Annotated in this window: 24 protein-coding genes and 1 pseudogene; 11 read left to right on the forward strand and 14 right to left on the reverse strand. The window is 72.2% G+C overall.

The features are described from left to right. Positions 1–21: 21 nt before the first annotated feature. The 5 genes from HD596_RS56460 to HD596_RS56480 form a co-directional block, all read right to left on the reverse strand. The gene (locus tag HD596_RS56460; protein WP_185077597.1) at positions 22–456 is read right to left on the reverse strand and encodes a GNAT family N-acetyltransferase; all 435 of its coding nucleotides are present in this window, start codon (positions 454–456) and stop codon (positions 22–24) included. 81 nt (positions 457–537) lie between these two features. Then, the gene (locus tag HD596_RS56465) at positions 538–1,674 is read right to left on the reverse strand and encodes an acyl-CoA dehydrogenase family protein (protein WP_185077598.1); all 1,137 of its coding nucleotides are present in this window, start codon (positions 1,672–1,674) and stop codon (positions 538–540) included. 2 nt (positions 1,675–1,676) lie between these two features. Beyond that, on the reverse strand, positions 1,677–2,582 hold the full coding sequence (locus HD596_RS56470; RefSeq protein ID WP_185077599.1) for a hydroxymethylglutaryl-CoA lyase: 906 nt from the start codon (positions 2,580–2,582) through the stop codon (positions 1,677–1,679). After that, positions 2,582–4,543 carry an acetyl/propionyl/methylcrotonyl-CoA carboxylase subunit alpha gene (locus HD596_RS56475; protein WP_185077600.1) on the reverse strand — a complete coding sequence of 654 codons (1,962 nt, stop codon included), beginning with the start codon at positions 4,541–4,543 and terminating at the stop codon, positions 2,582–2,584. The genes HD596_RS56470 and HD596_RS56475 overlap by 1 nt, the downstream gene beginning before the upstream one ends. Before the next feature lie 3 nt (positions 4,544–4,546). Continuing rightward, the gene (locus tag HD596_RS56480) at positions 4,547–6,115 is read right to left on the reverse strand and encodes a carboxyl transferase domain-containing protein (RefSeq protein WP_185077601.1); all 1,569 of its coding nucleotides are present in this window, start codon (positions 6,113–6,115) and stop codon (positions 4,547–4,549) included. A 62-nt stretch (positions 6,116–6,177) separates the two neighbouring features. Between HD596_RS56480 and HD596_RS56485 the strand changes: the two genes are divergently transcribed. The 4 genes from HD596_RS56485 to HD596_RS56500 all read left to right on the forward strand — a co-directional run bounded on the left by HD596_RS56485 (position 6,178) and on the right by HD596_RS56500 (position 9,338). Next, positions 6,178–6,783: an SACE_7040 family transcriptional regulator gene (locus HD596_RS56485; RefSeq protein WP_185077602.1), complete on the forward strand. Its 606-nt coding sequence runs from the start codon at positions 6,178–6,180 to the stop codon at positions 6,781–6,783. A gap of 83 nt (positions 6,784–6,866) precedes the next feature. Then, positions 6,867–7,493, forward strand: a complete 627-nt coding sequence (locus tag HD596_RS56490; protein ID WP_313047313.1) for a PadR family transcriptional regulator — start codon at positions 6,867–6,869, stop codon at positions 7,491–7,493. 1 nt (position 7,494) lies between these two features. Next, a complete protein-coding gene (locus HD596_RS56495; RefSeq protein WP_185077603.1) occupies positions 7,495–8,481 on the forward strand; it encodes an ATP-binding cassette domain-containing protein in 987 nt (328 codons plus the stop codon). Between the two features lie 2 nt (positions 8,482–8,483). Further along, positions 8,484–9,338 carry an ABC transporter permease gene (locus HD596_RS56500; RefSeq protein ID WP_185077604.1) on the forward strand — a complete coding sequence of 285 codons (855 nt, stop codon included), beginning with the start codon at positions 8,484–8,486 and terminating at the stop codon, positions 9,336–9,338. A 51-nt stretch (positions 9,339–9,389) separates the two neighbouring features. Here HD596_RS56500 and HD596_RS56505 read toward each other — a convergent pair whose 3' ends face one another. Continuing rightward, positions 9,390–10,739 (reverse strand): hypothetical protein, encoded by a 1,350-nt coding sequence (locus HD596_RS56505; RefSeq protein ID WP_185077605.1) that lies wholly within the window; start codon positions 10,737–10,739, stop codon positions 9,390–9,392. 195 nt (positions 10,740–10,934) lie between these two features. Between HD596_RS56505 and HD596_RS56510 the strand changes: the two genes are divergently transcribed. Continuing rightward, positions 10,935–13,157, forward strand: coding sequence for a thiamine pyrophosphate-dependent enzyme (locus tag HD596_RS56510; RefSeq protein ID WP_185077606.1), 2,223 nt, complete (start codon positions 10,935–10,937; stop codon positions 13,155–13,157). A 34-nt stretch (positions 13,158–13,191) separates the two neighbouring features. Here HD596_RS56510 and HD596_RS56515 read toward each other — a convergent pair whose 3' ends face one another. Together HD596_RS56515 and HD596_RS56520 are read right to left on the reverse strand one after the other, a co-directional pair. Beyond that, on the reverse strand, positions 13,192–15,201 hold the full coding sequence (locus HD596_RS56515; protein ID WP_185077607.1) for a serine/threonine-protein kinase: 2,010 nt from the start codon (positions 15,199–15,201) through the stop codon (positions 13,192–13,194). 45 nt (positions 15,202–15,246) lie between these two features. Continuing rightward, complete coding sequence (locus HD596_RS56520; RefSeq protein ID WP_185077608.1) at positions 15,247–15,945, reverse strand: M50 family metallopeptidase; 699 nt, start codon at positions 15,943–15,945, stop codon at positions 15,247–15,249. Positions 15,946–16,061: 116 nt separating this feature from the next. Here HD596_RS56520 and HD596_RS56525 point away from each other — a divergent pair, with 116 nt between their 5' ends. From HD596_RS56525 to corA, 3 genes are read left to right on the forward strand one after another with little or no spacing between them, the layout of a single operon-like run. Then, on the forward strand, positions 16,062–16,244 hold the full coding sequence (locus tag HD596_RS56525; RefSeq protein ID WP_185077609.1) for a hypothetical protein: 183 nt from the start codon (positions 16,062–16,064) through the stop codon (positions 16,242–16,244). A gap of 7 nt (positions 16,245–16,251) precedes the next feature. Next, positions 16,252–16,719, forward strand: a complete 468-nt coding sequence (locus HD596_RS56530; RefSeq protein WP_185077610.1) for a nuclear transport factor 2 family protein — start codon at positions 16,252–16,254, stop codon at positions 16,717–16,719. Positions 16,720–16,734: 15 nt separating this feature from the next. Then, a complete protein-coding gene (corA, locus tag HD596_RS56535; RefSeq protein WP_185077611.1) occupies positions 16,735–17,853 on the forward strand; it encodes a magnesium/cobalt transporter CorA in 1,119 nt (372 codons plus the stop codon). 86 nt (positions 17,854–17,939) lie between these two features. On the opposite strand, the gene HD596_RS56540 is transcribed toward corA, so the two are convergent. Next, positions 17,940–18,692, reverse strand: coding sequence for a Clp protease N-terminal domain-containing protein (locus HD596_RS56540; protein WP_185077612.1), 753 nt, complete (start codon positions 18,690–18,692; stop codon positions 17,940–17,942). Between the two features lie 33 nt (positions 18,693–18,725). Continuing rightward, positions 18,726–19,598, reverse strand: coding sequence for an IclR family transcriptional regulator (locus HD596_RS56545; protein ID WP_185077613.1), 873 nt, complete (start codon positions 19,596–19,598; stop codon positions 18,726–18,728). 62 nt (positions 19,599–19,660) lie between these two features. Here HD596_RS56545 and HD596_RS66080 point away from each other — a divergent pair. The 3 genes and pseudogenes from HD596_RS66080 to HD596_RS63335 form a co-directional block, all read left to right on the forward strand. Then, positions 19,661–20,119, forward strand: a pseudogene (locus tag HD596_RS66080) (FAD-dependent monooxygenase); the annotation flags it as partial. A 296-nt stretch (positions 20,120–20,415) separates the two neighbouring features. Further along, positions 20,416–20,592, forward strand: coding sequence for an FAD-dependent monooxygenase (locus HD596_RS63330; RefSeq protein ID WP_281398365.1), 177 nt, complete (start codon positions 20,416–20,418; stop codon positions 20,590–20,592). Between the two features lie 12 nt (positions 20,593–20,604). Beyond that, the gene (locus HD596_RS63335) at positions 20,605–20,754 is read left to right on the forward strand and encodes a hypothetical protein (protein WP_246555496.1); all 150 of its coding nucleotides are present in this window, start codon (positions 20,605–20,607) and stop codon (positions 20,752–20,754) included. On the opposite strand, the gene HD596_RS56555 is transcribed toward HD596_RS63335, so the two are convergent. The 4 genes from HD596_RS56555 to HD596_RS56570 all read right to left on the reverse strand — a co-directional run bounded on the left by HD596_RS56555 (position 20,727) and on the right by HD596_RS56570 (position 24,711). Next, a complete protein-coding gene (locus HD596_RS56555) occupies positions 20,727–22,280 on the reverse strand; it encodes a heparinase II/III domain-containing protein (protein ID WP_313047320.1) in 1,554 nt (517 codons plus the stop codon). The two genes, HD596_RS63335 and HD596_RS56555, sit on opposite strands and share 28 nt — an antisense overlap. 54 nt (positions 22,281–22,334) lie before the next feature. Next, positions 22,335–23,084, reverse strand: a complete 750-nt coding sequence (locus tag HD596_RS56560) for a hypothetical protein (RefSeq protein ID WP_185077614.1) — start codon at positions 23,082–23,084, stop codon at positions 22,335–22,337. After that, positions 23,077–23,688 carry an RNA polymerase sigma factor gene (locus tag HD596_RS56565; protein ID WP_185077615.1) on the reverse strand — a complete coding sequence of 204 codons (612 nt, stop codon included), beginning with the start codon at positions 23,686–23,688 and terminating at the stop codon, positions 23,077–23,079. Before HD596_RS56565 ends, HD596_RS56560 begins: the two co-directional genes overlap by 8 nt. Positions 23,689–23,769: 81 nt before the next feature. Further along, positions 23,770–24,711, reverse strand: a complete 942-nt coding sequence (locus HD596_RS56570) for a winged helix DNA-binding domain-containing protein (RefSeq protein ID WP_185077616.1) — start codon at positions 24,709–24,711, stop codon at positions 23,770–23,772. Positions 24,712–24,715: the final 4 nt, after the last annotated feature.

Below are 24,715 nucleotides of genomic sequence, written 5' to 3' on the forward strand. Positions count from 1 at the left end.
CAAAATTTCCGGCCGGCCGGGCTAGCGCAGGACCTTGCGGAAGAATGTGGCAGAGGCCTCGTAGCCCAGCGCGTGGTAGAACTCGGGCGCCCGCCGCGTGGCCATCGCCACGTAGCCCGCCTCCCGCGAGCGTGCCCACCGCTCGAACTCCTCCAGCAGGGCCCGCCCGATCCCCTGCCGGCGCGACCCGGAGCCGACCATGGCCTCCTCGACCCAGGCGACCGGTCCGTTGGCGAACAGCGTCAGATGCACGAACCCCAGCAGGTAGCCGTGCACGCGCCCGCCCACGACGGCCGCGAGCAGCAGGGCGTCCTCATTCGCCAGCAGCTCGGGAAGGGCGGCGTCGAAGGCCCCGCGCTCGGGCCTGAACGTCAGACCGAACTCGCGCGCCAGCGCGAACACCTCGTCCGCGTCCGCCTTCTCCGCCCTCCTGATGAGAAGATCGTCAGCCGTCATGACTGACGACACTAGATCGTCCGAGGTCGCGGAAGCAAACTCCCTCGATTCGCCCCGCCGGAAGCGCTCGGCCGGAGACGCTCAGAGGTCGCCCAGGCCGAGCTGCCGGGCGATGAGCATGCGCTGGACCTCGCTCGTGCCCTCCCCGATCTCCAGCACCTTGGCGTCGCGGTAGAAGCGCCCCACGGGGAACTCGTTCATGAACCCGTACCCGCCGAACACCTGCGTGGCGTCGCGCGCGTTGTCCATGGCCGCGTTCGACGAGACCAGCTTGGCGATCGCGGCCTCCTTCTTGAACGGCGCCCCGGCCAGCATCTTCTCGGCCGCGTGGTAGTAGGCCAGGCGGGCGGTGTGGGCGCGGGCCTCCATGTCGGCGATCTTGAACTGGATGGCCTGGTAGTGGCCGATCGGGTGGCCGAACGCCTTGCGGTCCCTGACGTACTTGACGCTTTCGTCCACGCACCCCTGGGCCAGTCCCACGCTGAGCGCGGCGATCGCGATGCGGCCCTCGTCGAGGGTCTGCAGGAACTGGGCGTAGCCGCGGCCGCGCTCGCCCAGCAGGTTCGCGACGGGGACGCGGCAGTCGCTGAAGGACAGCTCGCGGGTGTCGGAGGCGTTCCAGCCGACCTTGGAGTACTTCTTCGACACCGTGAACCCGGGCGTGCCGCTCGGCACGAGGATCGTGGAGATCTCCCGCTCGCCGGTGATCGCGGCCACGCCGACGACGGCCGTGATGTCCGTGCCGGAGTTCGTGATGAAGGCCTTCGTCCCGTTGATCACCCATTCGGACCCGTCGAGCACGGCCGTGGTGCGCATCCCGCCCGGCACGTCGGACCCGCCGCCGGGCTCCGTCAGGCCGAACGCGCCCAGCGCCGAGCCCGAGGTCAGCCTGGGCAGCCAGTGCTCGCGCTGCTCGGCGGTGCCGAACCGGTAGATCGGCATCGCGCCCAGCGACACCGCGGCCTCCAGGGTGATCGCCACGCTGGAGTCGACGCGGGCCAGCTCCTCCAGCGCCACGCACAGGGCGAAGTAGTCGCCGCCCATGCCGCCGTACTCCTCCGGGAACGGCAGCCCGAACAGCCCCATGGCGCCCATCTGCCGCACGATGTCGTACGGGAACTCCTCCCGTTCGTAGAAGTCACCGATCACCGGCGCGACCACCTCGCGGGCGAACGACTCGACGGTCTTACGCAGCTCTTCGTACTCGTCCTTGAGCATGGTCAGCCTTTCGACAGCGCCTGTACGACGCGGGAGGGGCTGGGCCGGCCGAGCAGCTCCGCCAGCCAGGTGCTGGTGGACACGAGCTTGCCCAGGTCGAGCCCGGTCTCGATGCCGAGCCCCCGCAACATCCAGACCAGGTCTTCGGTCGCGAGGTTGCCGGTGGCGGACTCGGCGTAGGGGCAGCCGCCGATGCCGCCCGTGGAGGCGTCGATCGTGGTCACGCCCGCTCTCAACGCGGCCAGGGTGTTGCCGAGCGCCTGGCCGTAGGTGTCGTGGAAGTGCACGGCGAGCCGGTCGGGGCGGCGGAACGCCGTGATCAGCGCGGTCACGTGCCCGGGCGTGCCCACCCCGATGGTGTCGCCGAGCGACAGCTCGTAGCAGCCCAGCCCGAGCAGCCGCTCCCCGACCGAGACGACCTGGGCGATCGGCGTCGGCCCCTCCCAGGGGTCGCCGAAGCACATCGACACGTACGCGCGCACCCGCACGCCGTTGTCCAGCGCCCTGGCGACGACCGGCTCGAACATCTCGAACTGGCTCTCCAGGCTGCGGTTGAGGTTCTTGGCGGCGAACGTCTCGGTGGCGCTGGCGAAGATGGCGATCTCGTCCACGCCGCGTTCCAGGGCCCGGTCGAGGCCGCGCAGGTTGGGGACGAGGACCGGGTAGCGCACGCCCGGTTTCCTGCGCAGCCGGGCCAGCAGCTCGTCGGCGTCGGCGAGCTGCGGCACCCACTTCGGGTGCACGAAGCTGGTCGCCTCGATCACCTTGTGCCCGGCGTCGGCGAGGCGGTCGATGAACTCGGCCTTCACCTCGACGGGCACGATCGAGGACTCGTTCTGCAGGCCGTCGCGCGGGCCGACCTCGTAGATCGTGACCTGCTGCGGCAGCCCTTCCATCGGGTACGGCATCAGTCCCCCTCCCCCACCACGGCCAGAACCGCGTCCATGTCGACCGGCTGGCCTGCCTGGACCGCCAGCTCGGAGACCACGCCGTCGCGCGGGGCGGTGACCGTGTGCTCCATCTTCATGGCCTCGACGATCACCAGCGGCTGCCCTTCGGTGACCCGGTCACCGGCCTGGGCCTTGACCACCAGGACGGTGCCGGGCATGGGGCTCCTGACGACGCCGTCGCCCTGGGCCGCCGCGCCGGGCCGGTCGCCGGGGTCGCCGATGAGGTGCCGGGTGAGCGCCCATGCCGCGCCATCCTTGCCGAGCCAGAGCGTGTCGGCGTGGCGTACGCGCAGGTAGTGCTCGGTACGGCCGCCGAGCGTGACGGTCAGCTCCCCGTCGCCGAGCCGGATGCGCGCGGGCACGATCTCATCGTTCATCCGGACTTCGGCGGACTCTTCGGGCAGGCCGCGGACCTGGACCGCGTGCACCCCGTCCCTCGACTCCAGCCGCCACGTCGTCCAGGCCCGCTCGCCCACCCGCCAGCCGTCCGTGACCTCCCACGGGTCGTCGCCCCTGGGCAGGGCGTGGTGGAAAGCGAGCGCCGCCGCCGCGAGCACCTCGGCGGGCACGTCCGCGGACGGGAGCAGCTCGGGGAGCACGCGCTCGACCAGCCCGGTGTCCAGCTCGCCCGCCCTGACGGCCGGGTGTCCGGCCAGGGCCCGCAGGAACGGGATGTTGGTGACCACGCCGAGGACGGCCGTGCGGGCCAGGGCGCGGTCGAGCGTCCTGAGCGCCGAGGCCCGGTCCGGCGCCCAGGCGACGACCTTGGCGAGCATCGGGTCGAACTCGCTGCCCACGACGCCGCCCTCGACCAGCCCGGAGTCCACCCGCACGACGGGCGCGGGGCCGCCCGGGGCGGCGCCGTCCGGCTCGCGCAACGCCAGCACGCGGCCGCCGGTCGGCAGGAAGCCGCGGGCCGGGTCCTCGGCGTAGACGCGGGCCTCGACGGCGTGCCCGTCGAGCCGCACGTCCTCCTGCCCGAACGGCAGCGGCTCCCCCGCCGCCACCCGCAGCTGCAGCTCGACCAGGTCGAGCCCGGTCACCAGCTCGGTGACGGGGTGCTCCACCTGCAGGCGGGTGTTCATCTCCATGAAGTGGTAGGAGCCGGTGGTCCCGTCCACGATGAACTCGACCGTGCCCGCCCCCACGTAGCCCACCGAGCGCGCGGCCTCCACCGCGGCCGAGCCCATCCGGGCGCGCGTCTCTGGGCCGACGAAGGGCGAGGGGGCCTCCTCGATGATCTTCTGGTGCCTGCGCTGCAGGCTGCACTCGCGCTCGCCCAGGTGCACGACGTTGCCGTGGGTGTCGGCCAGGATCTGCAGCTCGATGTGGCGGGGGCTGTCGACGTACCGCTCGATCAGCAGGGTCGCGTCGCCGAACGCCGCCCGCGCCGTGCGCCGGGCCGACTCCAGGGCGTCGGGCAGCTCGGCGGCCGACCGTACGAGCACCATGCCCTTGCCCCCGCCGCCCGCGGAGGGCTTGATCAGCGCGGGGAAGTCGCGCCAGGACTCCAGCGCGTCGCCGGGCTCGGCCCCGCCGGGCACGACGGGCACCCCGGCCGCCGACACCGTGGCCTTGGCGCGGATCTTGTCGCCCATGGCGTCGATGGCCTCGGGCGGCGGGCCCACGAACACCAGCCCGGCCTCGGCGCACCGCCGCGCGAACGCGGCGTTCTCGGCGAGGAACCCGTACCCGGGGTGGACGGCCTGCGCCCCGGACGCCAGCGCCGCCCCGACAATTGCCTCAATATCCAGATATTTCGGCACTTGGTGGGAGAGGTCGGCCTCCAGCACGTGCCGGGCTCCGGCGTCCGACGCCGTGTGCACGGCCACCGACGTGATGCCGAGCCGGCGCAGCGTGCGGATGACCCGTACGGCGATCTCGCCCCTGTTGGCGATCAGAACACGGTCGAACAACATGCGTCACATCCGGAAGACGCCGTAACCGGCGGGCTCGAGCGGGGCGTTGGCCGCCGCGGACAGCGCCAGGCCGAGGACGGTGCGGGTGTCGAGCGGGTCGATCACGCCGTCGTCCCACAGCCTGGCCGTGGAGTAGTACGGGTTGCCCTGGTGCTCGTACTGGGCCCTGATCGCGTCGGCGTCGGCGGTGCCGACCGTGGTGAGCACGTTCGCGGCCTGCTCGCCGCCCATGACCGAGATGCGGGCGTTCGGCCACATCCACAGGAACCTGGGCGAGTACGCCCGCCCGGCCATCGCGTAGTTCCCCGCCCCGAAGGAGCCGCCGATGACGACGGTGAACTTGGGCACCCGCGCGCACGAGACGGCGGTGACCATCTTGGCGCCGTGCTTGGCGATGCCGCCCGCCTCGTAGGCCTTGCCGACCATGAAGCCGCTGATGTTCTGCAGGAAGACGAGCGGGATCCGGCGCTGGTCGCACAGCTCGATGAAGTGGGCGCCCTTCATGGCCGACTCGCTGAACAGGATGCCGTTGTTGGCCACGATCCCCACCGGATGGCCGTGGAGGTGGGCGAACCCGGTCACGAGGGTCGAGCCGTACTCGGCCTTGAACTCCAGGAAGCGCGACCCGTCCACGATCCTGGCGATCACCTCGCGCACGTCGTACGGCTGGCGGGTGTCGGCGGGCACGATCCCGTACAGGTCGCGCGGGTCGTGCCGGGGCGGCTCGGGCGCGACCGTGTTCCACGGGCGCGGGGCGCGCGGGGCGAGCGTGGAGACGATGTCGCGGACGATGGCCAGCGCGTGCGCGTCGTCCTCGGCCAGGTGGTCGGTGACGCCGCTGACGCGTGCGTGCAGGTCGCCGCCGCCCAGCTCCTCGGCCGTGACCTCCTCCCCGGTGGCCGCCTTCACCAGCGGCGGGCCGCCCAGGAAGATCGTGCCCTGGCCGCGCACGATGACCGCCTCGTCGCTCATCGCGGGCACGTACGCGCCGCCCGCCGTGCACGAGCCGAGCACGGCGGCGATCTGCGGGATGCCGCGGGCGGACATGGTGGCCTGGTTGTAGAAGATGCGGCCGAAGTGCTCGCGGTCGGGGAACACCTCGTCCTGCTTGGGCAGGAACGCGCCGCCCGAGTCGACGAGGTAGACGCACGGCAGGTGGTTGTGCAGGGCCACCTCCTGCGCGCGCAGGTGCTTCTTGACCGTGATCGGGTAGTACGTGCCGCCCTTCACGGTCGCGTCGTTGGCGACGATCACGCACTCGCGGCCGGAGACCCGGCCGACCCCCGTGATGATCCCCGCGGCGGGCGCCTGGTCGTCGTAGAGGCCGTTCGCGGCCAGCGGCGACAGCTCCAGGAAGCGGGAGCCGGGGTCGAGCAGGCCGTCGACGCGGTCGCGCGGCAGCAGCTTGCCGCGCTCGACGTGGCGCAGGCGCGAGCGCTCGGGGCCGCCCCGGGCGGCGACCTCCAGCCGCTCCAGCAGCTCGGCGGCCAGCCGCTCGTTGAGCTCGGCGTTGCGCTTGTACGCCTCGCCGCCGGGATCGGCGGACGACTTCAGCACCGGCCACTCGCTCATGGCGTCCCTCTCATGGCACGAGATGTTAGTCATCATTAACGTAACCGTCTAGCATGTGAGACGTGACCACAGCCCCTGTACCTACCCGGCCTACCCGCAATCGCGGCAACCGGCGCGGGGAAATCCTGGCGGCGGCGGCCCGGCTGTTCGCCGCGCGCGGTTTCCACGGCGTCTCGATCGAGGACATCGGCGCCGCGGTCGGCGTCTCGGGCCCCGCGCTCTACCGGCACTTCAGCGGCAAGGACGCGCTGCTGTCGGAGATGCTGCTCGACGTCAGCTCGCGGCTGCGCGAGTCGGCCGCCGCTGTGGTCACCTCGCACCCGGATCCCCAGGAGACGCTGGACGCGCTGCTCAACGTGCAGATCACCTTCGCCCTCGAGCAGCCGGCGCTGATCACCGTGCACGACAGGGAGCTGGGCAACGTGCCCGAGCCCGAGCGGCGCCAGATCAGGCGGCTGCAGCGGCTCTACGTCGAGGAGTGGGTCACGGTGCTGGCCGAGCTGCACCCGGGGTGCCCGGCGGCGCGGCTGCGGGCCGCGACACACGCCGTGTTCGGGCTGCTCAACTCCACGCCGCACAGCGCGGGCGAGCTGGGCGCCGGCGACATGCGGCCGCTGCTGCACGCCATGGCGCGGGCGGCCATCGCCGCCGCTGTTAGCGCTCGCTAACTTTCAGGGATCTGTCTGGAATGCCCTTCCCGTGCCAACTATCTAGATATATCGTCAAGATATCTCGATAGTTGGAGGTAATCGTGGAAGAACCAGACTTCTGGGATGCCCCGCACCCCCACCCCCCGTTCCCCCCGCACCCGCCCGGCCCACCGCTGGGTCCGCCGCCCGGTCCACCGCCGGGGCCGGGCGGCTTCGGCCCGCCGTTCGCGCCGCACCCGCCCGGGCCCCACTTCGGCACCGTGGTCCACTGGGAGACGCCCGCTCCGCGGGTCCGCCGCGGCGACGTCCGGGCCGCCCTGCTGGCGCTGCTCCTCGAAGGGCCGCAGAACGGCTACCAGATGATCCAGAGCATCGAGGAGCGCAGCCACGGCGTCTGGCGGCCCAGCCCCGGCTCCGTCTATCCGGCGCTGCAGCAGCTCGAGGACGAGGGCCTGGTGTCGGGCGACGAGTCCGGCGGGAGCCGTACGTACCGGCTGACGGAGGAGGGCCGCCGCCAGGCGGCCAGGTACGCCGACGAGGCGCCGTGGGACGAGGTCGCCCGCACGGCCGTGCCGCCGGACCACCACGAGCTGCGCCTGCTCTGGGCCCAGCTCAACGAGGCGTTCTCCCATCTGGTCCGCACGGCCGACGAGCGCCAGATCGCGGCGGCCAAGGAGCTGATCAAGAAGACGCGCAGGTCCATGTTCCAGATCCTGGCGGAGGGCTGAGATGGCGGCGGACGCGGCGCACACAGCGGTCGCCGTGCGCGGCCTGCGCAAGACGTACGGGAAGGTCGAGGCCGTCAAGGGCGTCGAGTTCGAGGTGCGCCCGGGCGAGGTGTTCGGCTTCCTCGGCCCCAACGGCGCCGGCAAGACCACCACCATCAGCATGCTCTGCACGCTGGTGAACCCCACCGGCGGCAGCGCCACCGTGGCGGGCCACGACGTGGTCAGGGACCGCGACGAGGTCCGCAGGAACATCGGCCTCGTCTTCCAGGACCCCACCCTCGACGGCTACCTGAGCGCCGAGCAGAACCTGCGCTTCCACGCCGAGCTGTACGGCGTCCCCAAGAGCGCCGTCGGCGACCGGATCCGGCAGGTCATGGAGATGGTCGCGCTGTGGGACCGCAAGGACGCCAAGGTGATGACGTTCTCCGGCGGCATGAAGCGGCGGCTGGAGATCGCCCGCGGCCTGCTGCACTCCCCGCGCGTGCTCTTCCTCGACGAGCCCACCGTGGGGCTCGACCCGCAGACCCGCTCGGCCATCTGGGGCTACATCAACCAGCTGCGGCTCCTGGAGGACATCACCATCTTCATGACCACGCACTACATGGACGAGGCCGAGTACTGCGACCGGATCGCGATCATCGACCACGGCGAGATCGTCGTCATCGACTCGCCGGAGGCGCTGAAGGCCAGCGTCGGCAAGGACCGGGTGCAGATCCAGACCTCCGACGACACGGAGGCGATCAAGGCGCTGCGGGAGCGGTTCGGGCTGGAGGCGGCCGTGCGCGAGGGCGCGGTGACGTTCGCGGTGGCCTCGGGCGAGGAGTTCGTGCCGAGGCTGTTCGCCGAGCTCGGCATGCCGATCAGATCGGTGAGCGTGTCACGGCCGTCCCTGGACGACGTGTTCATGTCCTACACCGGCTCCACGATCCGCGACGCCGAGGCCGGCGACGGCAACATGGCGTTCATGAGAGCGATGGCGAGGCGATAGTCATGGCGGCAGAGGCCATCAGCGTCCGCGTGCCGGTCCGCAGCGCCGGTCACGACCTGCGGGCGATCAAGGTCGTGCTCCACCGGGAGATGCTGCGCTTCGTCAACGACCGCACCCGCATGGCGTCCATGCTGGTGCAGCCGGTGCTCTGGCTGTTCGTCATGGGCACGGGGCTCGGGTCGCTGGTGCGGGGGGCGATCCCCGGGATCGACTACCGCACGTTCATGTACCCCGGCATGATCTCCATGACCGTGATCATGACCGGGATGTTCTCGGCCGGTTCCATCGTGTGGGACCGCGAGTTCGGCTTCCTCAGGGAGATGCTGGTCGCGCCCGTCTCGCGCGGGGCGATCGTGGTCGGCAAGTGCCTGGGCGGCGCCATCGTGGCCACCGGGCAGGGCATCCTCATCCTGGCCATGGCGGGGCTGGTGGGGGTGCCCTACTCGCCCGCGCTCCTCGTGACGCTGCTGGCGGAGATGTTCCTCGCGGCGTTCACGATCACGGCCTTCGGGGTGATGCTGGCCGCCCGGATGAAGAACATGCAGACGTTCTTCGGCCTGATGCAGATGGCGATCATGCCGATGATGTTCCTGTCGGGGGCGATGTTCCCGCTGGCCAACCTGCCGTCGTGGCTGCACGTGCTGACCGTGGTCAACCCGATGACGTACGCGGTGGACCCGCTGCGCCAGGCGGTCTTCTCGCACCTCGACGTGCCGGCGCAGGTGAACGCGGTGCTGAACCCCGGGGTCCGGTGGTTCGACTTCCAGGTGCCGGTGATCCTCGAGCTCGGCCTCGTGGCGGCCCTGGGGCTGGCGCTGCTGGGGGTGGGGATCGCGGAGTTCAGGCGGGCGGAGTAGAACGGACCGAGGCCCGGGGTGGTGTTCCCCGGGCCTCGTCCGCACATCAGATCAGCGCTTGACCCGGACGTAGTCCGAACCGCTGGTGGCGCCGTAGGTGTCGTCGTCACCGCCGAACACGAACCGCCAGCGGCCCGAGTTCCAGCCCTTGACCTTGGTGTAGAGCCCGCCGCCGTCGTTCGACCAGGTCGTCTTCACGTACTGCCACTTCTTCGCGCCCGTGGGCTTGAAGAACAGCGCGACCTTGCCCGAGTAGCCCTCCCAGGAGCCCTCGTCGAAGACCTGCAGGCGGCCCTTGAACTTCAGGTACTGGCCGCGCTTGACCGGCTCCGGATACGCGTTGAACTTGATCAGCCGCGTGTCCGCCTTGGACGCCGTGGGAGGCGGCGCCGGCTGGTTGACCTTGACCCAGTCGGCGTCGCTGACCGAGCCGCGGACACCGCGGGTGCCCCCGTACTCGGCCCGCCACCAGCCCGAGGTCTCGGCGGGGGCGGAGGCCCAGAAGCGGCCGCCGCGGCCGGTCACGTCGCTGGTGACGTACTCCCACCTGGACGAGCCGTCGGCCTTGAAGAAGATCGAGACCCGCTCGCCGGCCACGCCGCCGCGGTCCTCGACCAGCAGGGCGCCGCTGAACGTGAGCCGGTCACCCTTGTCCACCGGCTCGGGGCGGGCGTCGAAGCCGGCGATCCTGCTGCCCAGGACGCCGCGGCTGACGTCGACCCGGTCGGTGTCGCTGACCGAGCCCTTGGCCGCGGACGTGCCCGCGAACTCGGCCCGCCACCAGCCCGTCTCGTCGGCCCGCACGGTGGCGCCGAACCAGCCGTTGCCACCGGTCGTCACCTTGGTGACATGGCGGTAGGCGTCGGTGCCGCGCTCGCGGAAGGTGATGGTGACGCTCTGGCCGCCGTACCCCTTGCCGTCGGCGAGGAGCCGGCCGCTGACCTTGATCAGGTCGCCCTTGTCCACGGAGTCGGGGCTGGCGTCGAAGTCGACGATCTTGGTGTCGAGCACCTTCTTGACCGAGACCTCGAACGTGCCGCCGCGGGAGGCGCCGCCGGCGACGGCGAGCCAGCTCCACGTTCCGACGTTCGTGGAGTCGAAGGAGCGGGTGCCGGACCACTTCGTCCAGTCGCCGTCCTTGGTGGACGTCAGGTCGACGGGCTTGCCGACGCTGATGTCGCCCGGGGGCTTGAGCTGGAGCTCGGCCTTGTCGGCCCCCTTGGTGGCGAAGCTGAACGTGGCCGTGACCGCGCCGTTGGTGACGTCGATCGGAGAATTGGGACTGATCCCGACTCGGGTGATGACGGGATCCGCGGCCGCCGTCGCGGCGGAGGGAGCCATGACCAGGGCTCCTGCTCCGAGCGTTATGGCGAGGGCGGCCACACGAATGCGTTGTAACATGCGGGTTCCTTCCAGAGACCCAATGGTTCAACGCGGCATTGAGGGTGCCACGTGTGTCAACTAAGAAGACGCGCGGGCCGACCGGAAAGTTTAGGATTCTGACAAATCGTTATATGTCGGGGTCAAACGGACCGGTCCACAACATGTCAGCCACGTCCGGCAGACGTCGGCGCCGAGGAAAGACATAATCGAGGTGTGGCGCGCGACACAGTTGAGACTCATTTCACCCAGGCGGTTGCGACGCTGAAGGCGGGCCCCGCGCGAGATCCGGGGCTGCCGGTCCGCGAGGGCAGCTCGCTGACCGGAGAGCAGTGCATGCGGCTGTTCCGGCGCCAGCTCGACAGCCGCCTGCTGGACATCGCGGCCCGCTGGCTGCGCGAGCGGGACGAGGGCTTCTACACGATCGGCTCCGCCGGCCACGAGGGCAACGCGGCCGTCGCCGCCGCCCTGCGGCCCACCGATCCGGCCCTGCTCCACTACCGCTCCGGCGCCTTCTACCTGACCAGGTCAGAGCAGGCCGGCAGGCTGCCCGAGCAGGGCATCCGCGACGTGCTGATGGGCCTGGCCGCGGCGGCCGACGAGCCGATCGCGGGCGGGCGGCACAAGGTGTTCGGCCATCCCGACCTGGCCGTCATCCCCCAGACCTCGACGATCGCCAGCCACCTGCCCAGGTCCGTCGGCGTGGCCTTCGCCATCGAGCGGGCGGCGGCGGCGATCGGCGAGCAGGCCCGCTGGCCCGCCGACGCGGTCGCGGTGTGCAGCTTCGGCGACGCCTCGATCAACCACGCGAGCGCGCTGAGCGGCTTCAACACCGCCTCCTACGCCACCTACCAGGGACAGGCGCTGCCGCTGCTGTTCGTGTGCGAGGACAACGGCATCGGCATCAGCGTCCGCACGCCCAAGGGCTGGGTGGAGGCGGCGCTGCGGCGCCCCGGCATCGAATACTTCGCCGCCGACGGCTGCGACCTCGCCGCGGCCTACGACGCCGCCGTCCGCGCGGTCCGGCACGTACGCGAGCGCCGCTCCCCCGCCTTCCTCCACCTGACCACCGTGCGGCTCATGGGGCACGCCGGCTCCGACGTCGAGCAGGCCTACCGCACGCAGCGCGAGATCAGGGCCGACCTGGAGCGCGACCCGCTCGTGCGCACGGCCGAGCTGCTCGTGCGGGCGGGGCAGAGCACGCCGGAGGAGCTGCTCAAGACGTACGAGTCGCAGCGCGAGCACGTGCTGCGGCTCGCGCTGGAGACGACGCGCAGCCCGCGGCTCGGCTCCGCCAAGGAGGTCATGGAGCCGATCGCACCGCGCAAGCCGGAGCTGATCGCCAAGATCAGCCCGATGGCGGCCTCGGCCCCGGAGCGGGAGAAGGCGTTCGCCGGGGCGCTGCCCGAGCACGACAAGCCGCTGACGCTCTCGCAGGCCGTCAACCGCACGCTCGCCGACGCGCTGGCCGTCTACCCCGAGATGACCGTGTTCGGCGAGGACGTCGCCAAGAAGGGCGGCGTCTACGGCGTGACCAGGGGGCTGCAGAAGCGGTTCGGCGCCGCCCGGGTGTTCGACACGTTGCTGGACGAGCAGGCCATCCTGGGGCTGGCGCTCGGCGCCGGCGTGTCGGGGCTGCTGCCCGTGCCGGAGATCCAGTACCTCGCCTACCTGCACAACGCGCTCGACCAGATCCGGGGGGAGGCGGCCACGCTGTCGTTCTTCTCGCGCGGCGCCTACACCAACCCGATGGTGGTCCGGGTGGCCGGCTACGCCTACCAGAAGGGGTTCGGCGGCCACTTCCACAACGACAACGCGGTGGGCGCGCTGCGCGACATCCCCGGCCTGGTCATCGCCTCGCCCGCGCGCCCCGACGACGCGGCCGCCATGCTGCGCACGTGCCTGGCGGCGGCCCGCACGTCCGGGTCGGTGTGCGTGTTCCTGGAGCCGATCGCGCTCTACCACACGCGCGACCTGTTCGAGGAGGGCGACGGGGGGTGGCTGGCGCCGTACGCGCCGCCCGGGCGCTGGCCGGAGACGCACGTGCCGATCGGGCAGGCGCGCTCCTACGGCGACGGGCGCGACCTGACGATCGTGACGTTCGGCAACGGCGTGCGGATGAGCCTGCGGGCCGCGGTGCGGCTGACCCAGGAGGGGTACGGGTGCCGCGTGCTCGACCTGCGCTGGCTGGCGCCGCTCCCGATGGACGACGTGCTGCGGGCGGCCGAGCTGACCGGCAACGTGCTGATCGCCGACGAGACCCGGCACACCGGCGGCGTGTCGGAGGGCATCATGGCGGAGCTGGCCGACGCCGGGTTCACCGGCAAGCTCGCGCGGGTCACCTCGTCCGACAGCTTCATCCCCCTGGGCGGGGCGGCCGACCACGTGCTGCTGTCGGAGGCGGAGATCGAGCAGGCGGCGCGCAAGCTCCTGGGGTGAGCCCTGGAGTGAGCCCTGGAGTGAGCGCTGCGGGCTACGAGGTCGAGCGGGCGACGGCGCCCCTGATGCAGGTGGGCTTCGACCAGGCGACCGTCGAGCTCTCCGAGATGCGCAGCGGGACGCCCACCAGGAAGCAGTAGCCGCTGTCCGGGTCCAACCCTGCGACGCGGGTGGCGGTGGCGCCCTGGCCCAGGGCGGTGATGGCCTGCTCGCCCTTCTTGATCGGGGAACGCTGGAGGACCACCGGGTAGCGGCGGGCGCCGGCGGGGAGCGTCCACTTCAGCTCGACGAGGGCGCCCTGGTCGGCGGTCACCTTCAGGCCGCGCGGGGTCAGCGCGGCGACGGACTGCTTGTCGATGGGTTCGGTGTCCTGGGTGCCCGGCTCGGAGGCCGAGGGCTGGGTGGTCTGTGGTCGGTCGTCCTGCTGGAGCGACAGGTAGACGGCCGCGCTGGTGCCGCCCACGACGACGGCCGCCACTGCGGCGCCGATCACCAGGCCCCGCGGCAGGCGTCCCCCGCCGCCCGGCGCGGTCGTCGCGCCGTGCGCCGGCGGGGCGGTGGCCGAGGCGACGGACGCCCCGGCCGCGTGGTAGCCGGACGCCCCGGCCGCGTGGTAGCCGGACGCCCCGGCCGCGTGGTAGCCGGACGGCCCACCGCCCGCGCCCGGGCCCTGCGCACTGCCCGCGCCCGGCGCCTGGGTGCCACCGATGCCCGCCGCATGCGCGCCGCCGGCGTCCGGCACCCGTGCACCGCCGCCGCCCGCCGCATGCGCACCGTTGCCGCCAGCCGCATGCGCGCCGCCGGTGCCCGGCGCATGCGCGCCGCTGTTGCCCGCCGCATACGCGCCAGGAGGCCCGCCCCCGGGGAGGCCGCCGATTCCCGGCGCGTGCTGGCCCGTGGCGTACGGGGCGCCGGTGCCCGCCGCCCGCGCCTCCGGAGCGAACGGTGACGGCTGCGCCTCCGGAGCGAAGGGCGACGGTCGCGCTTCCGGGGCGAACGGCGACGGCTGGCCGGGCAGGTGGTTGCCCGTGGTCGGCAGGTGGTTGCCGGTAGACGGCAGGTGGTTGCCCGTGGTCGGGGGCTGGGGGCTCCCAGGGGGCTGGGGACTCCCCGGGGGCTGGGGTTCGCCGGTGGGTGGGTCGTCGAGGCGGGGGCGGGGCACCGTGGACATCGCCGGTCCCGGGCCGGGGTCCTGGCCCACCAGGTCGGTCACCGGCAGGCCCAGCTCGGTCTGCACCTCCTGCAGCCGCCGGGCGAACTCCCGCGCCGACCCGTACCGCACCTCGGGCTGCTTGGACATCGCCCGCATGACCGTCTCGAAGACCGGCGGCGGCACGTCGGAGCGGTTGATCGGGGGCGGCTCGATGCTGAGCACCCGGTACATCAGGGGCGCGATCGACGGGTCCGTCGGGTTGTGGAAGGCGGGCTGGCCGGCCAGCAGGTGGTAGAGGGTCGAGCCGAGCGAGTAGATGTCGGTCGAGGCCGAGTGCGGCTGGCCGGTGAGCACCTCGGGGGCGGCGTGCAGCGGGGTGAACGCCTGCGACGTGGCCGAGATCTCCGAGGAGTCCACGACCCGGGCCACGCCGAAGTCGGCGATGGCGAGCTCGCCGTACCGGGAGATGAGGATGTTCTGCGGCTTGATGTCGCCGTGCAGGACCCCGGCCTCGTGTACGGCGGCCAGCGCCCCGGCCAGCTTCACCCCGGCCCGCAGCACCTCGGGCACCGGCAGCGGCCCCTCCTTGCGGACCTTGTCGCGCAGCGAGCCGTTCTCGAAGTAGTCCATCGCGATGTACGGCTTGCCGGAGCGGGTGACGCCGGTGTCGAAGACGGTCACGACGTTCGGATGGCCGGTCAGGCGGCCGGTGAGCTGCAGCTCGCGCTGGAACCTGCGCATCGTGCGCTGGTCGACCCGGTCGACGGACAGCACCTTGAGCGCCACGACCCGGTCGAGGCGCTCCTGGTAGGCGCGGTACACGACGGCGAAGCCGCCCTGGCCCGCCTGATCGAGTACCCGGTAGCCGGGCGCGTCCTCGACTGGCAGCACGGCACTCCCCCCTGTTGCAGGCGAGTTTAGTGCGAATTTTGGGGGTTAGAGCGGATTCATAAGGTACGCGCCGAAGGCCGCGGACAGGACCGACACCACCAGGAAGAAGAACACGTAGAACCCGCCGGGCAGGAACGTCAGCCTGGCCAGCTGGTCCGCGTCGGAGTCTCTCGCCTGCCGCCTGCGCCGCTTGCGCTGCAGCTCGATGATCGGCCTGATCCCGCCGAACAGCAGGATCCAGACCGCGACCAGGGCCACGACCTGCTGCACCTCGGCGGGCGCGTACATGATCAGGGCGAACACGGCGCCGCCGGTGGCGAGCAGGATCAGCGCGCCGTACAGGTTGCGGATCAGCAGCAGCATGCAGACCAGGAACAGCAGCACGCTCCAGATCAGCAGCGTGATGTGCCCCATCTCGGTCAGCCAGGCGGCGGCCAGCCCCAGCAGCGGAGGCGCTAAATAGCCGGCGAGCGCGGTCAGCACCATGCCGGGGCCGGTGGGCCGACCCCTGGTCAGCGTCACGCCGGAGGTGTCGGAGTGGAGGCGGATGCCTTCGAGCTTGCGCCGGGTGACCAGCGCCATCAGCGCGTGGCCGCCCTCGTGGGCGATCGTGATCAGGCCTCTGGTCACCTGCCAGGGCATGCGGAAGCCGACGAGCACGAACGCGGCCAGAGCCGAGACCCCCACGACCCAGGGGTCGGGGTCAGGCTGAACCTTGATCAGGTGGGCCCAGAGCTGTTCCATCGAGGAGAAACCCTATCCAGGTAGCGTCTCCTCCGTGGCCACAGAACAAGATTCTGACGCCCGGGTGCCGGACTGGTGGCGACCTTCTACCCCGAGCTGCCCCGAGCGCCAGTCCGGTGTCCGTGCCGGGCGGGCACGTCGGCCCCGGGCCGATCGGCGAGGTGCTGCGCGGGCATCCGGCATTGCTTGATCTGGGCATTTCCGGCAAGGTGGTGCTCGGCAGTGACTTCCCGACGATTCTCGGCCTGGGGGCCTGGTCGCGGGCGGTGTGCTGGGGCAACGGCGCGGCCATGATCTGATGGAGGGGTGAACGATCGGCACGTGGCGCTCATCAGCGCTTTCTACGACGCTCTGGGCCGCGCGGACTTCGCGGCCATGGAACGCTGCTACCACCCCGAGGTCAGCTTCGGCGATCCGATCTTCCAGGAGGTCGAGGGGCGTGACCGCGTGATGACGATGTGGCGGCTGCAGCTCGGCGTGCGCGACGGCCTCAGATCCACCTACTGCGACGTGACGGCTGACGACTTCACCGGCACCGCGCACTGGACCTCCCGTTACACCTTCTCCAGGACCGGGCGCCAGGTCGTCAACGAGATCGACGCGCTGTTCAGGTTCGAGGATGACCTGATCGTCCGCCACCACGACGAATTCGACTTCAAGCGCTGGTCGAAGATGGCGCTGGGCAGGCCGCACGGGCTGCTGTTCGGCTGGACGCCGATGTGGCGCAAGACCATCAGGGACCGCGCCACGCAACGACTCGACGAGCTCTCGTAGTTCCAGGAAGTGACCATGGCCAGGGTTAAGGGGTTCAGGCGCAGCGGCGACGTCCAGGAGGAAGCGCCCGAGCACTCGATGGACCCGCGTGCCGCGGAGGAGCGGCCCTACCGGCCGACCGTCATCGACAACGCCATCTACCGCGACGGCAGGCGCGTCGACACCCCCGGCTCCCTGGGCGCCGCCTTCGAGTGCCTCAAGGAGATACCGCGCAGCATGGCCTGGATCGGCCTCTACCGGCCGAAGGAGTGGGAGCTGGTCAAGCTCGGCGAGGAGTTCGAGCTGCACGAGCTGGCGCTGGAGGACGCGATCGTCGGCTCCCAGCGGCCCAAGGCCGACCGCTACGGCGACACGCTGTTCGTGGTGCTGCGGGCCGCGCGCTACCTGGACGACGTGGAGGAGGTCGCGTTCGGGGAGGTGCACGTCTTCATCGGCCCCAACTTCGTGATCACCGTACGCCACGCCGAGGCCCCCGACCTGCAGGCCGTGCGCAAGCGCATGGAGTCCGAGCCCGAGCTGCTGAAGCAGGGCCCGCAGGCCGTCCTGTACGCCATCCTCGACGCCGTGGTCGACGGCTACGCTCCGGTGGTGGCCGGGCTGCAGAAGGACATCGAGGAGATCGAGGTCCAGGTCTTCGGCGGCGACCCGTCGGTGTCGCGGCGGGTCTACGAGCTGTCCGGCGAGGTGATCGAGTTCCAGCGGGCCACGGCGCCGCTGGTGGGCATGCTGCACGCGTTCATCGCGGGGGCCTCCAAGCACGGGATGAACGACGAGCTGCAGAGCTATCTGCGTGACGTGGCCGACCACGCGATCACGGTGTCGGAGCGGATCTCCGCGTTCCGGCAGATGCTGCAGGACATCCTGATCGTCAACTCGACGCTGGTGACGCAGGCGCAGAACGCGGAGATGGCCCGGATGACGGAGGCGAGCATCCAGCAGGGGGAGGAGGTCAAGAAGATTTCCGCCTGGGCCGCCATCCTGTTCGCTCCGACATTGGTCGGAACCATTTACGGGATGAATTTCGACTTCATGCCGGAAACGCACTGGGCATTCGGTTACCCATTCGCGATCGTGCTGATGGCGGCCGTCTGTTTGACCCTTTATCTCGTCTTCAAACGCCGCGACTGGCTCTGAGCGTCACCACATGGCCCCGATCACGATCCCGACCACGATCAGGGCCACCAGGGTGACGCGGATGGCGGCGGACACCTCCTGATCCCTCAGGCGTCCAGGCCCGCGTGCGCTTCCAGCCGCTCCAGCCGCTGGACGAGGGGCTGCAGCTCCTGCCGGATCGCGGCGGACAGCATCGCCTGGACGGCGGCGGGCTGGGCCTGGGCGTCCTGCTGCGTCTGCGCCCGCAGGTGGACGTAGCCGGCCAGGGCCGCCACCACGGCGCGCCTGGTGAGCCTGGGCTCGGCGCCCAGCCCGCGCAGGACCTGGCCGGCGGTCCCGTCAGGCTCGGCGACGAGGCCGAGCAGGAGGTGCTCGCAGCCGACGTAGTTGTGACCGAGCGAGGTCGCCTCCGTGACGGCGAACTCCAGCGCGTTGGCCGCCGGCCCGCTGAAGTTGCGCGGCTCGGAGGCGCCGGCCGCGCCGGGGGCGGGCAGGTGGCGGGCCAGGTCGCGTCCGACGTGCTCGGGGTCGATCTCCACGGCCCGCAGGACGTGCAGCGCCAGGTTGGTCCCCTCGCTCAGCATGGCGCCCAGCAGGTGCTCGGTGCCGACGGCGCCGGCCCCTTCGGTCCGGGCCTGGTCGGCGGCCATTTTGAGGACGGTGCGCGTCCTGGGCGTGAGGTGCGTCAGCGCCCCGGTGGGCTCTTCGAGGTCGAGGTCGCTCAGGACGGTCTCCCTGATGGCGGTCACCCGGCGGACCGCCTGCTCCAGCGCCCGCTGGCACACCGCCGACACCGGCACCCCGGCCTGCTTGACCGCTTCGGCGAGTTCGTCCGGCAGGTAGACGTTTATCTTCGGCATACCCCTACGATAACCCCTATGGGGTTACACCCGTCAAGCGTCCGGGAAATCGGCCAGCGCCTGTTCGGCCTCCCGCACCGCGGCCTTCAGCTGAGCCGCGAAGAACCCCACCCGGTCCGGGCCGAAGCGGGCCGAGGGGGCCGAGATCGACAGGGCGGCCAGGGCGGTGCCGTTCCCGTTGCGGAGAGTGGCGCCGATGGCGGAGACGCCGCGTTCGGTGCCGTCGATGTTGAGCGCGTAGCCGCGGGCCCTGACGTCGTCGAGCTCGCGGGTCAGGGTCGCGCGCTCGTGGTCGGGAAGGTCGGGATAGAGGTCGCGGAGCTGGGCGTGAGGCAGGGTGGCGAGCAGCACCTTGCCGCCGGAGGCCCGGCGGGCGGGCAGGATCGTGCCGCGGCGGTCGCGGATGTGCAGGATCTGCGACGACTCCACGCTGTCCAGGAAGCGCACCTCCGTACCGACCCGGAGCATGAGGTTCACGGTCTCCGCGGCCCGCGTGCACAGGGCCTCCATCGCGGGCCTGACCCGGGCGCGCAGCTCGCGCAGGAGCGCCCCGCCCGCGCCGGCCTGCGTCGAGGTGAGGAACGGCCCCGGCAGGTACGTGTGCTGCTCGTCCTGCACGGCGAAGTCGCGGTAGACGAGCATGGCCAGCAGGCGGTGGGCGGTGGAGCCGGCGATGCCCAGCTCCCTGGCGACGTCGGCGACCTTGAGGCGGCCCTGGTCGCGCAGCATGTGCAGGAGCAGCAGGACGTTGTCGACGGAGCCCCGCCCCACCGCCTGGCCGCCCCCTGGGCCGTCCGCTGGACCGACCGGGGTGGACGGCCTGCCGGAGGTGCGGGGAACGGCCGCCGAGCTGGCCGCCTGGGTCACCGGGCGCGGCCCCGCCCCCGATCCCGGCGCTCCCGCCATCGGCCGCTGGCTCTGAAGGCACGCGACTCGGCGGGACCGGGTGTGGGTGGGGAGGAGGGCACATGGTCGAGGTGGTCGTCGTTGGAGGCGGTATCGGCGGGTTGGCGGCCGCGTTCGCGCAGGCGAGGGCCGGGCGGACGGTCCGGGTGCTGGAGCGGTCGGCCGAGTTCGGCGAGGTGGGCGCAGGGTTGCAGCTCGGCCCCAACGCCACCCGCGTGCTCCACCGCTGGGGCCTGCTGGACCAGGTGATCGAGAGGGGCGTGCTCCCCGGGCGGCTGGTCTTCAGGGACGCCCTCACCGGCGAGGAGCTCACCCACCTCGACCTGGGCGAGGGGTTCCGGCGCCGCTACGGCGGCCCCTACGTGGTGGCGCACCGCGGCGACCTGCACGCCGTCCTGCTGCGGGCCTGCGCCGCCGCGGGCGTGGAGCTGCTGAACGGCCGGCACGTCGAGCGCGTGGATGCCGGACGGGCCAGGGCCCACTGCGCGGGCGGCGAGGTGCACGAGGGTGACGTGGTGGTCGCGGCGGACGGCCTGCAGTCGGTCCTGCGGGCGCAGCTCGTCGCCGACCAACCCCACGATTCCGGATTTGTCGCTTATAGAGGCACCCGTCCGCTCCCGGGGGATTTCGACGTCGCCGACGTGGTCGCGTACCTGGGCCCCGACTGCCACTTCGTCCAGTACGCCCTGCGCGGCGGCGAGCTGCTCAACCAGGTGGCCGTCTTCCGCGGCCCCGGCGACCTGGAACCGGCCTTCGACGGCTGCTGCGAGGCGATCGGCAAGGGCCTGCCGTACCTGTGGCGCGACCGCCACTGCCCATGCTCGACCGCCCGCCCATCGGCACCTGGGTGCGGGGCAGGCTCGCCCTCCTGGGGGACGCCGCCCATCCCATGCTCCAGCACCTGGCCCAGGGCGCCTGCCAGGCCATCGAGGACGCCCACGAGCTGGCCGAGCAGTCGGCGGCCGGCGACTGGGGCCGGGCGCTGGCCGCGTAACAGGAGGTCCGCGTGCCGAGGACGGCGCGCGTGCAGACGGCGGCGCGGCTGTGGGGCGACATCTGGCCCGTGGACGGCGTGGCCCGGGTGCTGCGCAACGAGCTGTTCCGGACCAGGGACCCGGCCGGCCACGACTACGTCGACTGGCTGTATGGAGGGTGAAGCGTGACGGGGCCGTCCGGGGTGTGGACGGTCAGCGCGTCGCCGGAGACCTCTACGCGCGGATCGGCCGCGCCGGGCACGATCACGGTCAGCACGGCCGCGGCGGCGGGGGACACCACGGTCGCCACCTCGGCGGTCCGCAGGTAGCCGGTCGAGACCAGCCCGGGCCGCACCCCCAGCCCAGCCCCTGGGAGCTGCAGCAGCGTCACCCGCCAGTCCCCGTCCCCGAGCACCACCCGGCCGTCACCCCGGGAGACCACCCGCAGCGCCGGGTCGAAGTGCCACAGGCTGCGCAGGGTCCCGCCCTCTACGGAGTCGTGCACGGCCATCAGGTCGGCCCCGTGGTTGACGAGGACGCGCCGGGTCCTGGTGACCCCGTAGGCGTCGTCGGCCAGCTCGTAGGACTGGCGTGACGGTTCGACGGACGATCCGGCGAGCCGCGTGGCCGTCCCCGGGCGGAAGGTTCCGGCCACGACGGGCACGTTGTGCGCCTCGGGCGAGCGCGTCCACTCCACGTACCCGGTGCGCTCGTAGGAGTGGAAGCCGGCCTCGACGAGGATGCGGCGGCCCTGGGCGCTGTAGGTGACGCCGAGGTGGTCCTCGTGGCCGTGCAGCCGCCGCCCGGGCCCGAACCTGATCGAGTAGAACGCCGACCGCGGGTCGTCCCAGGCGGTCCTGCCGAAGACGTACCCGCCGTCGAACACCCGCACCACCGGCCCCTCGTGCGGGAACCCGTCGGCGCGGGTGTCGGCCGGGCTGTCGCCGATCGGGGCGAGGCGGCCGTCGGGCTGGGTGGCGTGCGCGACGTACGCCTCCAGCGCGGCCCGGCGGGCGATGAGCCGCTGGGGCGGTTCGGCGCCGCTCTCGCCGATCGCCCGCAGCGCCGTGCCGAGCCGCCGGTGCACGTACAGGCCGTAGCGGGGGGCCTGCTCCTGCAGCACCCCCTGGGCGTCGATGGCCAGCTCGGCGGAGGCCGTCATCCGGCGGATGGCCAGATCGCGCCAGCGCGCCCGGCCGAGCCGGCAGCCGACGACGAGCAGCCCGATGTCCTGGTCCAGGCCGTGGTTGTGGCCCGCGCGGTAGAGCGACGAGTCGGCCAGGATCTCCCCGTGCTCGGCCAGGCTGTCCCACAGGGTCCGGCTGCGTACGTGCTGGCTGAGGCACACGAGCGCGGGGGCGCGCAACGCGACCGCGTGCTCGGCCCACGCCCACGGGCTGACCCCGCGGCCGCCGCGCGGGTTCTCCCGGATCCAGTGCTCGGCCAGGGCGCCGGCACGGTCGAGGTACGCGCGCTCGCCCGAGCGCTCGTACTCGGCGACCAGCCGGCCCATCCAGCGCAGCGCGTGCAGGTTCAGCGCCCAGGAGCGGTTGCCGTGCGGGTTGGCGGTCCAGTCGACGTCCGAGCCCAGCTCGACCGGCGGCAGGCCGACGAACGTGACCCGCCCGCGCATCACCTCCTCCGCCTTGATCAGGGGAAACTGGTCGCTCAGGCAGATGGCTCTGCCCGAGGTCATACGCCAGAACACGTCGGGACTCCTGTTTCAGGGCGCGCGAAACCCACGCGCCGGCGTCGGAATGCTCTAGCGGGGACCCCGGTCGGTCCAGCCCGCCTCGATCACGCGCTCCGTGCGCGGGGACGGCCCGTCGTCGGTGCAGGAGAGCACCTGCGAGGTCGCCGGGTCGATGACGAGCGTCCGCTGGGTGCCGTCGGGCAGCGCGTACGAGAACGCCTCCCCGCGGTCGCGCTCGCCCAGGTACCGGACCTCGGGCAGGTCGGCGAGCGCGCGGTAGGCGGCGGCGCGCACGGCGGGCGGGGACGGCTTGGTCCACAGCAGGCCGCTGAGCGCGTCGGCGAGCAGGCCCTTGGACGGCAGCATGCCCGCCACCCGCTCCCTGAGCGCGACCGGGTCCGTGGGCAGGCGCTCGATCTGCTGGAACGTCAGGTCACGCCCCGCCATGCTGAACGCCGACCGTCCCGTGACGCGCGTGATCCGGCCCTGTTCCGAGGTCCACGCCCGGCCGTCCCTGGCCGCCCAGAGCTCGATCACCTGGGAGCCGTCCCGGACCTTCTTGATGCGCCAGTAGGTCCCGTCGGGAACGTGGCCGGAGGCGGCGGTGCCGGCCGCCGCCAGTAGCACGGAACGTCCGGAGGGGGCCGGCTGGTAGAGCACGAACGCCGCCGCCAGGGCCATCGCCACGGCGGGGAGCGCCAGCCACGACAGCCGCCTGCGCCGGCGTGCCGCCGTCACCCGCCGCCACACCCTGGCCTGGGCGTCCGGGTCGGTCTGCGGCCGGCCGTACAGGTCTCTGACGCGCTCCATCTCATCCACGGGCGAGCACCTCGATCTCGCCGAGCAGGGCGCGCAGCTTCTTCCTGGCCCGGCTCAGCCGGGACCCGACGGTGCCGTACGGGATGCCGAGCGCGGTGGCGACCTCGTCGTGGCTCAGCCCGGCGAGCGCGACGAGCAGCAGGACGTCGCGGTCGCGGCGGTCGAGCCCGGCCAGGGCGGCGGCCAGCTCGGGGCGCAGGCTCTGGGCGCTGACGCGGCGGGCGACCGAGTCCTCGTGCCCGGGGGACTCGGGGTCGGGGGCGCAGCGGCCGAGCGCGCGCAGGGTGCGAGCCTCGAGGCGGCGGTGCTTGCCGATGAGGTTCGTGGCGATGCCGTACAGCCAGGCGCGCACGTTCGCGCGGGCCGGGTCGTACTGGGCCCGCTTGCGGAACGCGGTGAGGAACGTCTCGGCCACGACGTCCTCGGCGTGGTCGGGGCCGAGCCGCTGGGCGACGTAGGCGTGGATCTCGCCGAAGTGGGCGTCGAACACCGCCGCGAAACCGTCGGCGTCGTCGAGAACGTTCGGCGGCGAGCTGCGCGTCCCCCCGTGGACGTGCGCGCGAGCCGTCCACGCCGACGGCGTCGCGATGGTCTCCCCCGTCATGTGCTGCCTTCCGGTGAATCAGTGGTCATCTCTTATCACCCGATGCACCGGTTTGCTTTCACGCTCTCATTCCGGAAGGCGTCATTCCAGAAAGCGGCGGACGTTGGCGATCTCGGCGTCGAGCAGGCCGTCCGGCAGCTCGTCGAACGGCTCGACGCTCACCCGCGTGCCCTTCCGCCCCCACACGCCCCTGATCACCCCGCCCACCAGCACGACCGGGCGGAGGACGCCTCCCCCAGGGAACACCTTCCTGGCGTTCTCGGCGGCCAGGATCGGGTCGCGGCTGCGCCAGCCCATCAGGTACTCGTCGAAGGCGGGCACGAGGCGGGCCACCGGCTCCTCCCCCGCGCGGGCGGGCGGCGGATCGGCGGCGCTCAGCCGCCAGGCCGTGCGGGCCTCGCCGAGCGGCAGGCCCGACCAGGCGGCCAGGTCCTCGGGCTCGGCGGGGTGGTGGGCGCGGCGGTAGCGCAGGCCCAGCTCCTTGAGCGCGCGGTCCCGGTCGGGCTCGGGGGTGATCGGGGCGCCCAGCCAGTCGGCGGCGTGCACGTACGTGGGCTTGCCCGCGCGGAGCGGGCCCAGCACGGCCAGGCCGTGGTGGGCGGCCAGCCCCACCAGGTGCACGACGCCCTGGCCGGTGGCCCGGCCCGCCAGGCGCTCCTCCAGCTCGGCCTTGGTGAGCGGGCCCTGGCCTTCGAGGGCGCCGGAGATGAGCCCGAGCAGGTCGTCGCCGGTGACGCCCTCCTCGTGGAGGCGGCGCAGGGTGTTCGTGGCGCGGCCGGTGAGGGCGTGCAGCCAGGGCAGGTCGTCGGCGTGCACGAAGTGGAGGGTGCCGCGCGGGCCCCAGGTTCTGACGATCTCGCGGGAGGTCACCGCGGCCTCGACGTCCTGCCTGGTGAGGGTGGCGGAGCGGGCGCGGAGGGCGAGCAGGGCGGAGGGGACGTCCTGGGCCTGCATCGCCGCCAGGTGCCTGACGATCTCGCCGGCCGCCAGGCCCGGAGGGCGGTGCAGGAGCTGGGACTCCACGCTT

Source organism: Nonomuraea jabiensis, assembly GCF_014204795.1.
Taxonomy (GTDB): domain Bacteria; phylum Actinomycetota; class Actinomycetes; order Streptosporangiales; family Streptosporangiaceae; genus Nonomuraea; species Nonomuraea jabiensis.

Coding starts and splice junctions, on each gene's coding strand:
- HD596_RS56460 (WP_185077597.1), bottom strand. CDS start 456: ATGACGGCTGACGATCTTCTCATCAGGAGGGCGGAGAAGGCGGACGCG.
- HD596_RS56465 (WP_185077598.1), bottom strand. CDS start 1,674: ATGCTCAAGGACGAGTACGAAGAGCTGCGTAAGACCGTCGAGTCGTTC.
- HD596_RS56470 (WP_185077599.1), bottom strand. CDS start 2,582: ATGCCGTACCCGATGGAAGGGCTGCCGCAGCAGGTCACGATCTACGAG.
- HD596_RS56475 (WP_185077600.1), bottom strand. CDS start 4,543: ATGTTGTTCGACCGTGTTCTGATCGCCAACAGGGGCGAGATCGCCGTA.
- HD596_RS56480 (WP_185077601.1), bottom strand. CDS start 6,115: ATGAGCGAGTGGCCGGTGCTGAAGTCGTCCGCCGATCCCGGCGGCGAG.
- HD596_RS56495 (WP_185077603.1), top strand. CDS start 7,495: ATGGCGGCGGACGCGGCGCACACAGCGGTCGCCGTGCGCGGCCTGCGC.
- HD596_RS56500 (WP_185077604.1), top strand. CDS start 8,484: ATGGCGGCAGAGGCCATCAGCGTCCGCGTGCCGGTCCGCAGCGCCGGT.
- HD596_RS56505 (WP_185077605.1), bottom strand. CDS start 10,739: ATGTTACAACGCATTCGTGTGGCCGCCCTCGCCATAACGCTCGGAGCA.
- HD596_RS56520 (WP_185077608.1), bottom strand. CDS start 15,945: ATGGAACAGCTCTGGGCCCACCTGATCAAGGTTCAGCCTGACCCCGAC.
- corA (WP_185077611.1), top strand. CDS start 16,735: ATGGCCAGGGTTAAGGGGTTCAGGCGCAGCGGCGACGTCCAGGAGGAA.
- HD596_RS56540 (WP_185077612.1), bottom strand. CDS start 18,692: ATGCCGAAGATAAACGTCTACCTGCCGGACGAACTCGCCGAAGCGGTC.
- HD596_RS56545 (WP_185077613.1), bottom strand. CDS start 19,598: ATGGCGGGAGCGCCGGGATCGGGGGCGGGGCCGCGCCCGGTGACCCAG.
- HD596_RS63330 (WP_281398365.1), top strand. CDS start 20,416: ATGCTCGACCGCCCGCCCATCGGCACCTGGGTGCGGGGCAGGCTCGCC.
- HD596_RS56565 (WP_185077615.1), bottom strand. CDS start 23,688: ATGACGGGGGAGACCATCGCGACGCCGTCGGCGTGGACGGCTCGCGCG.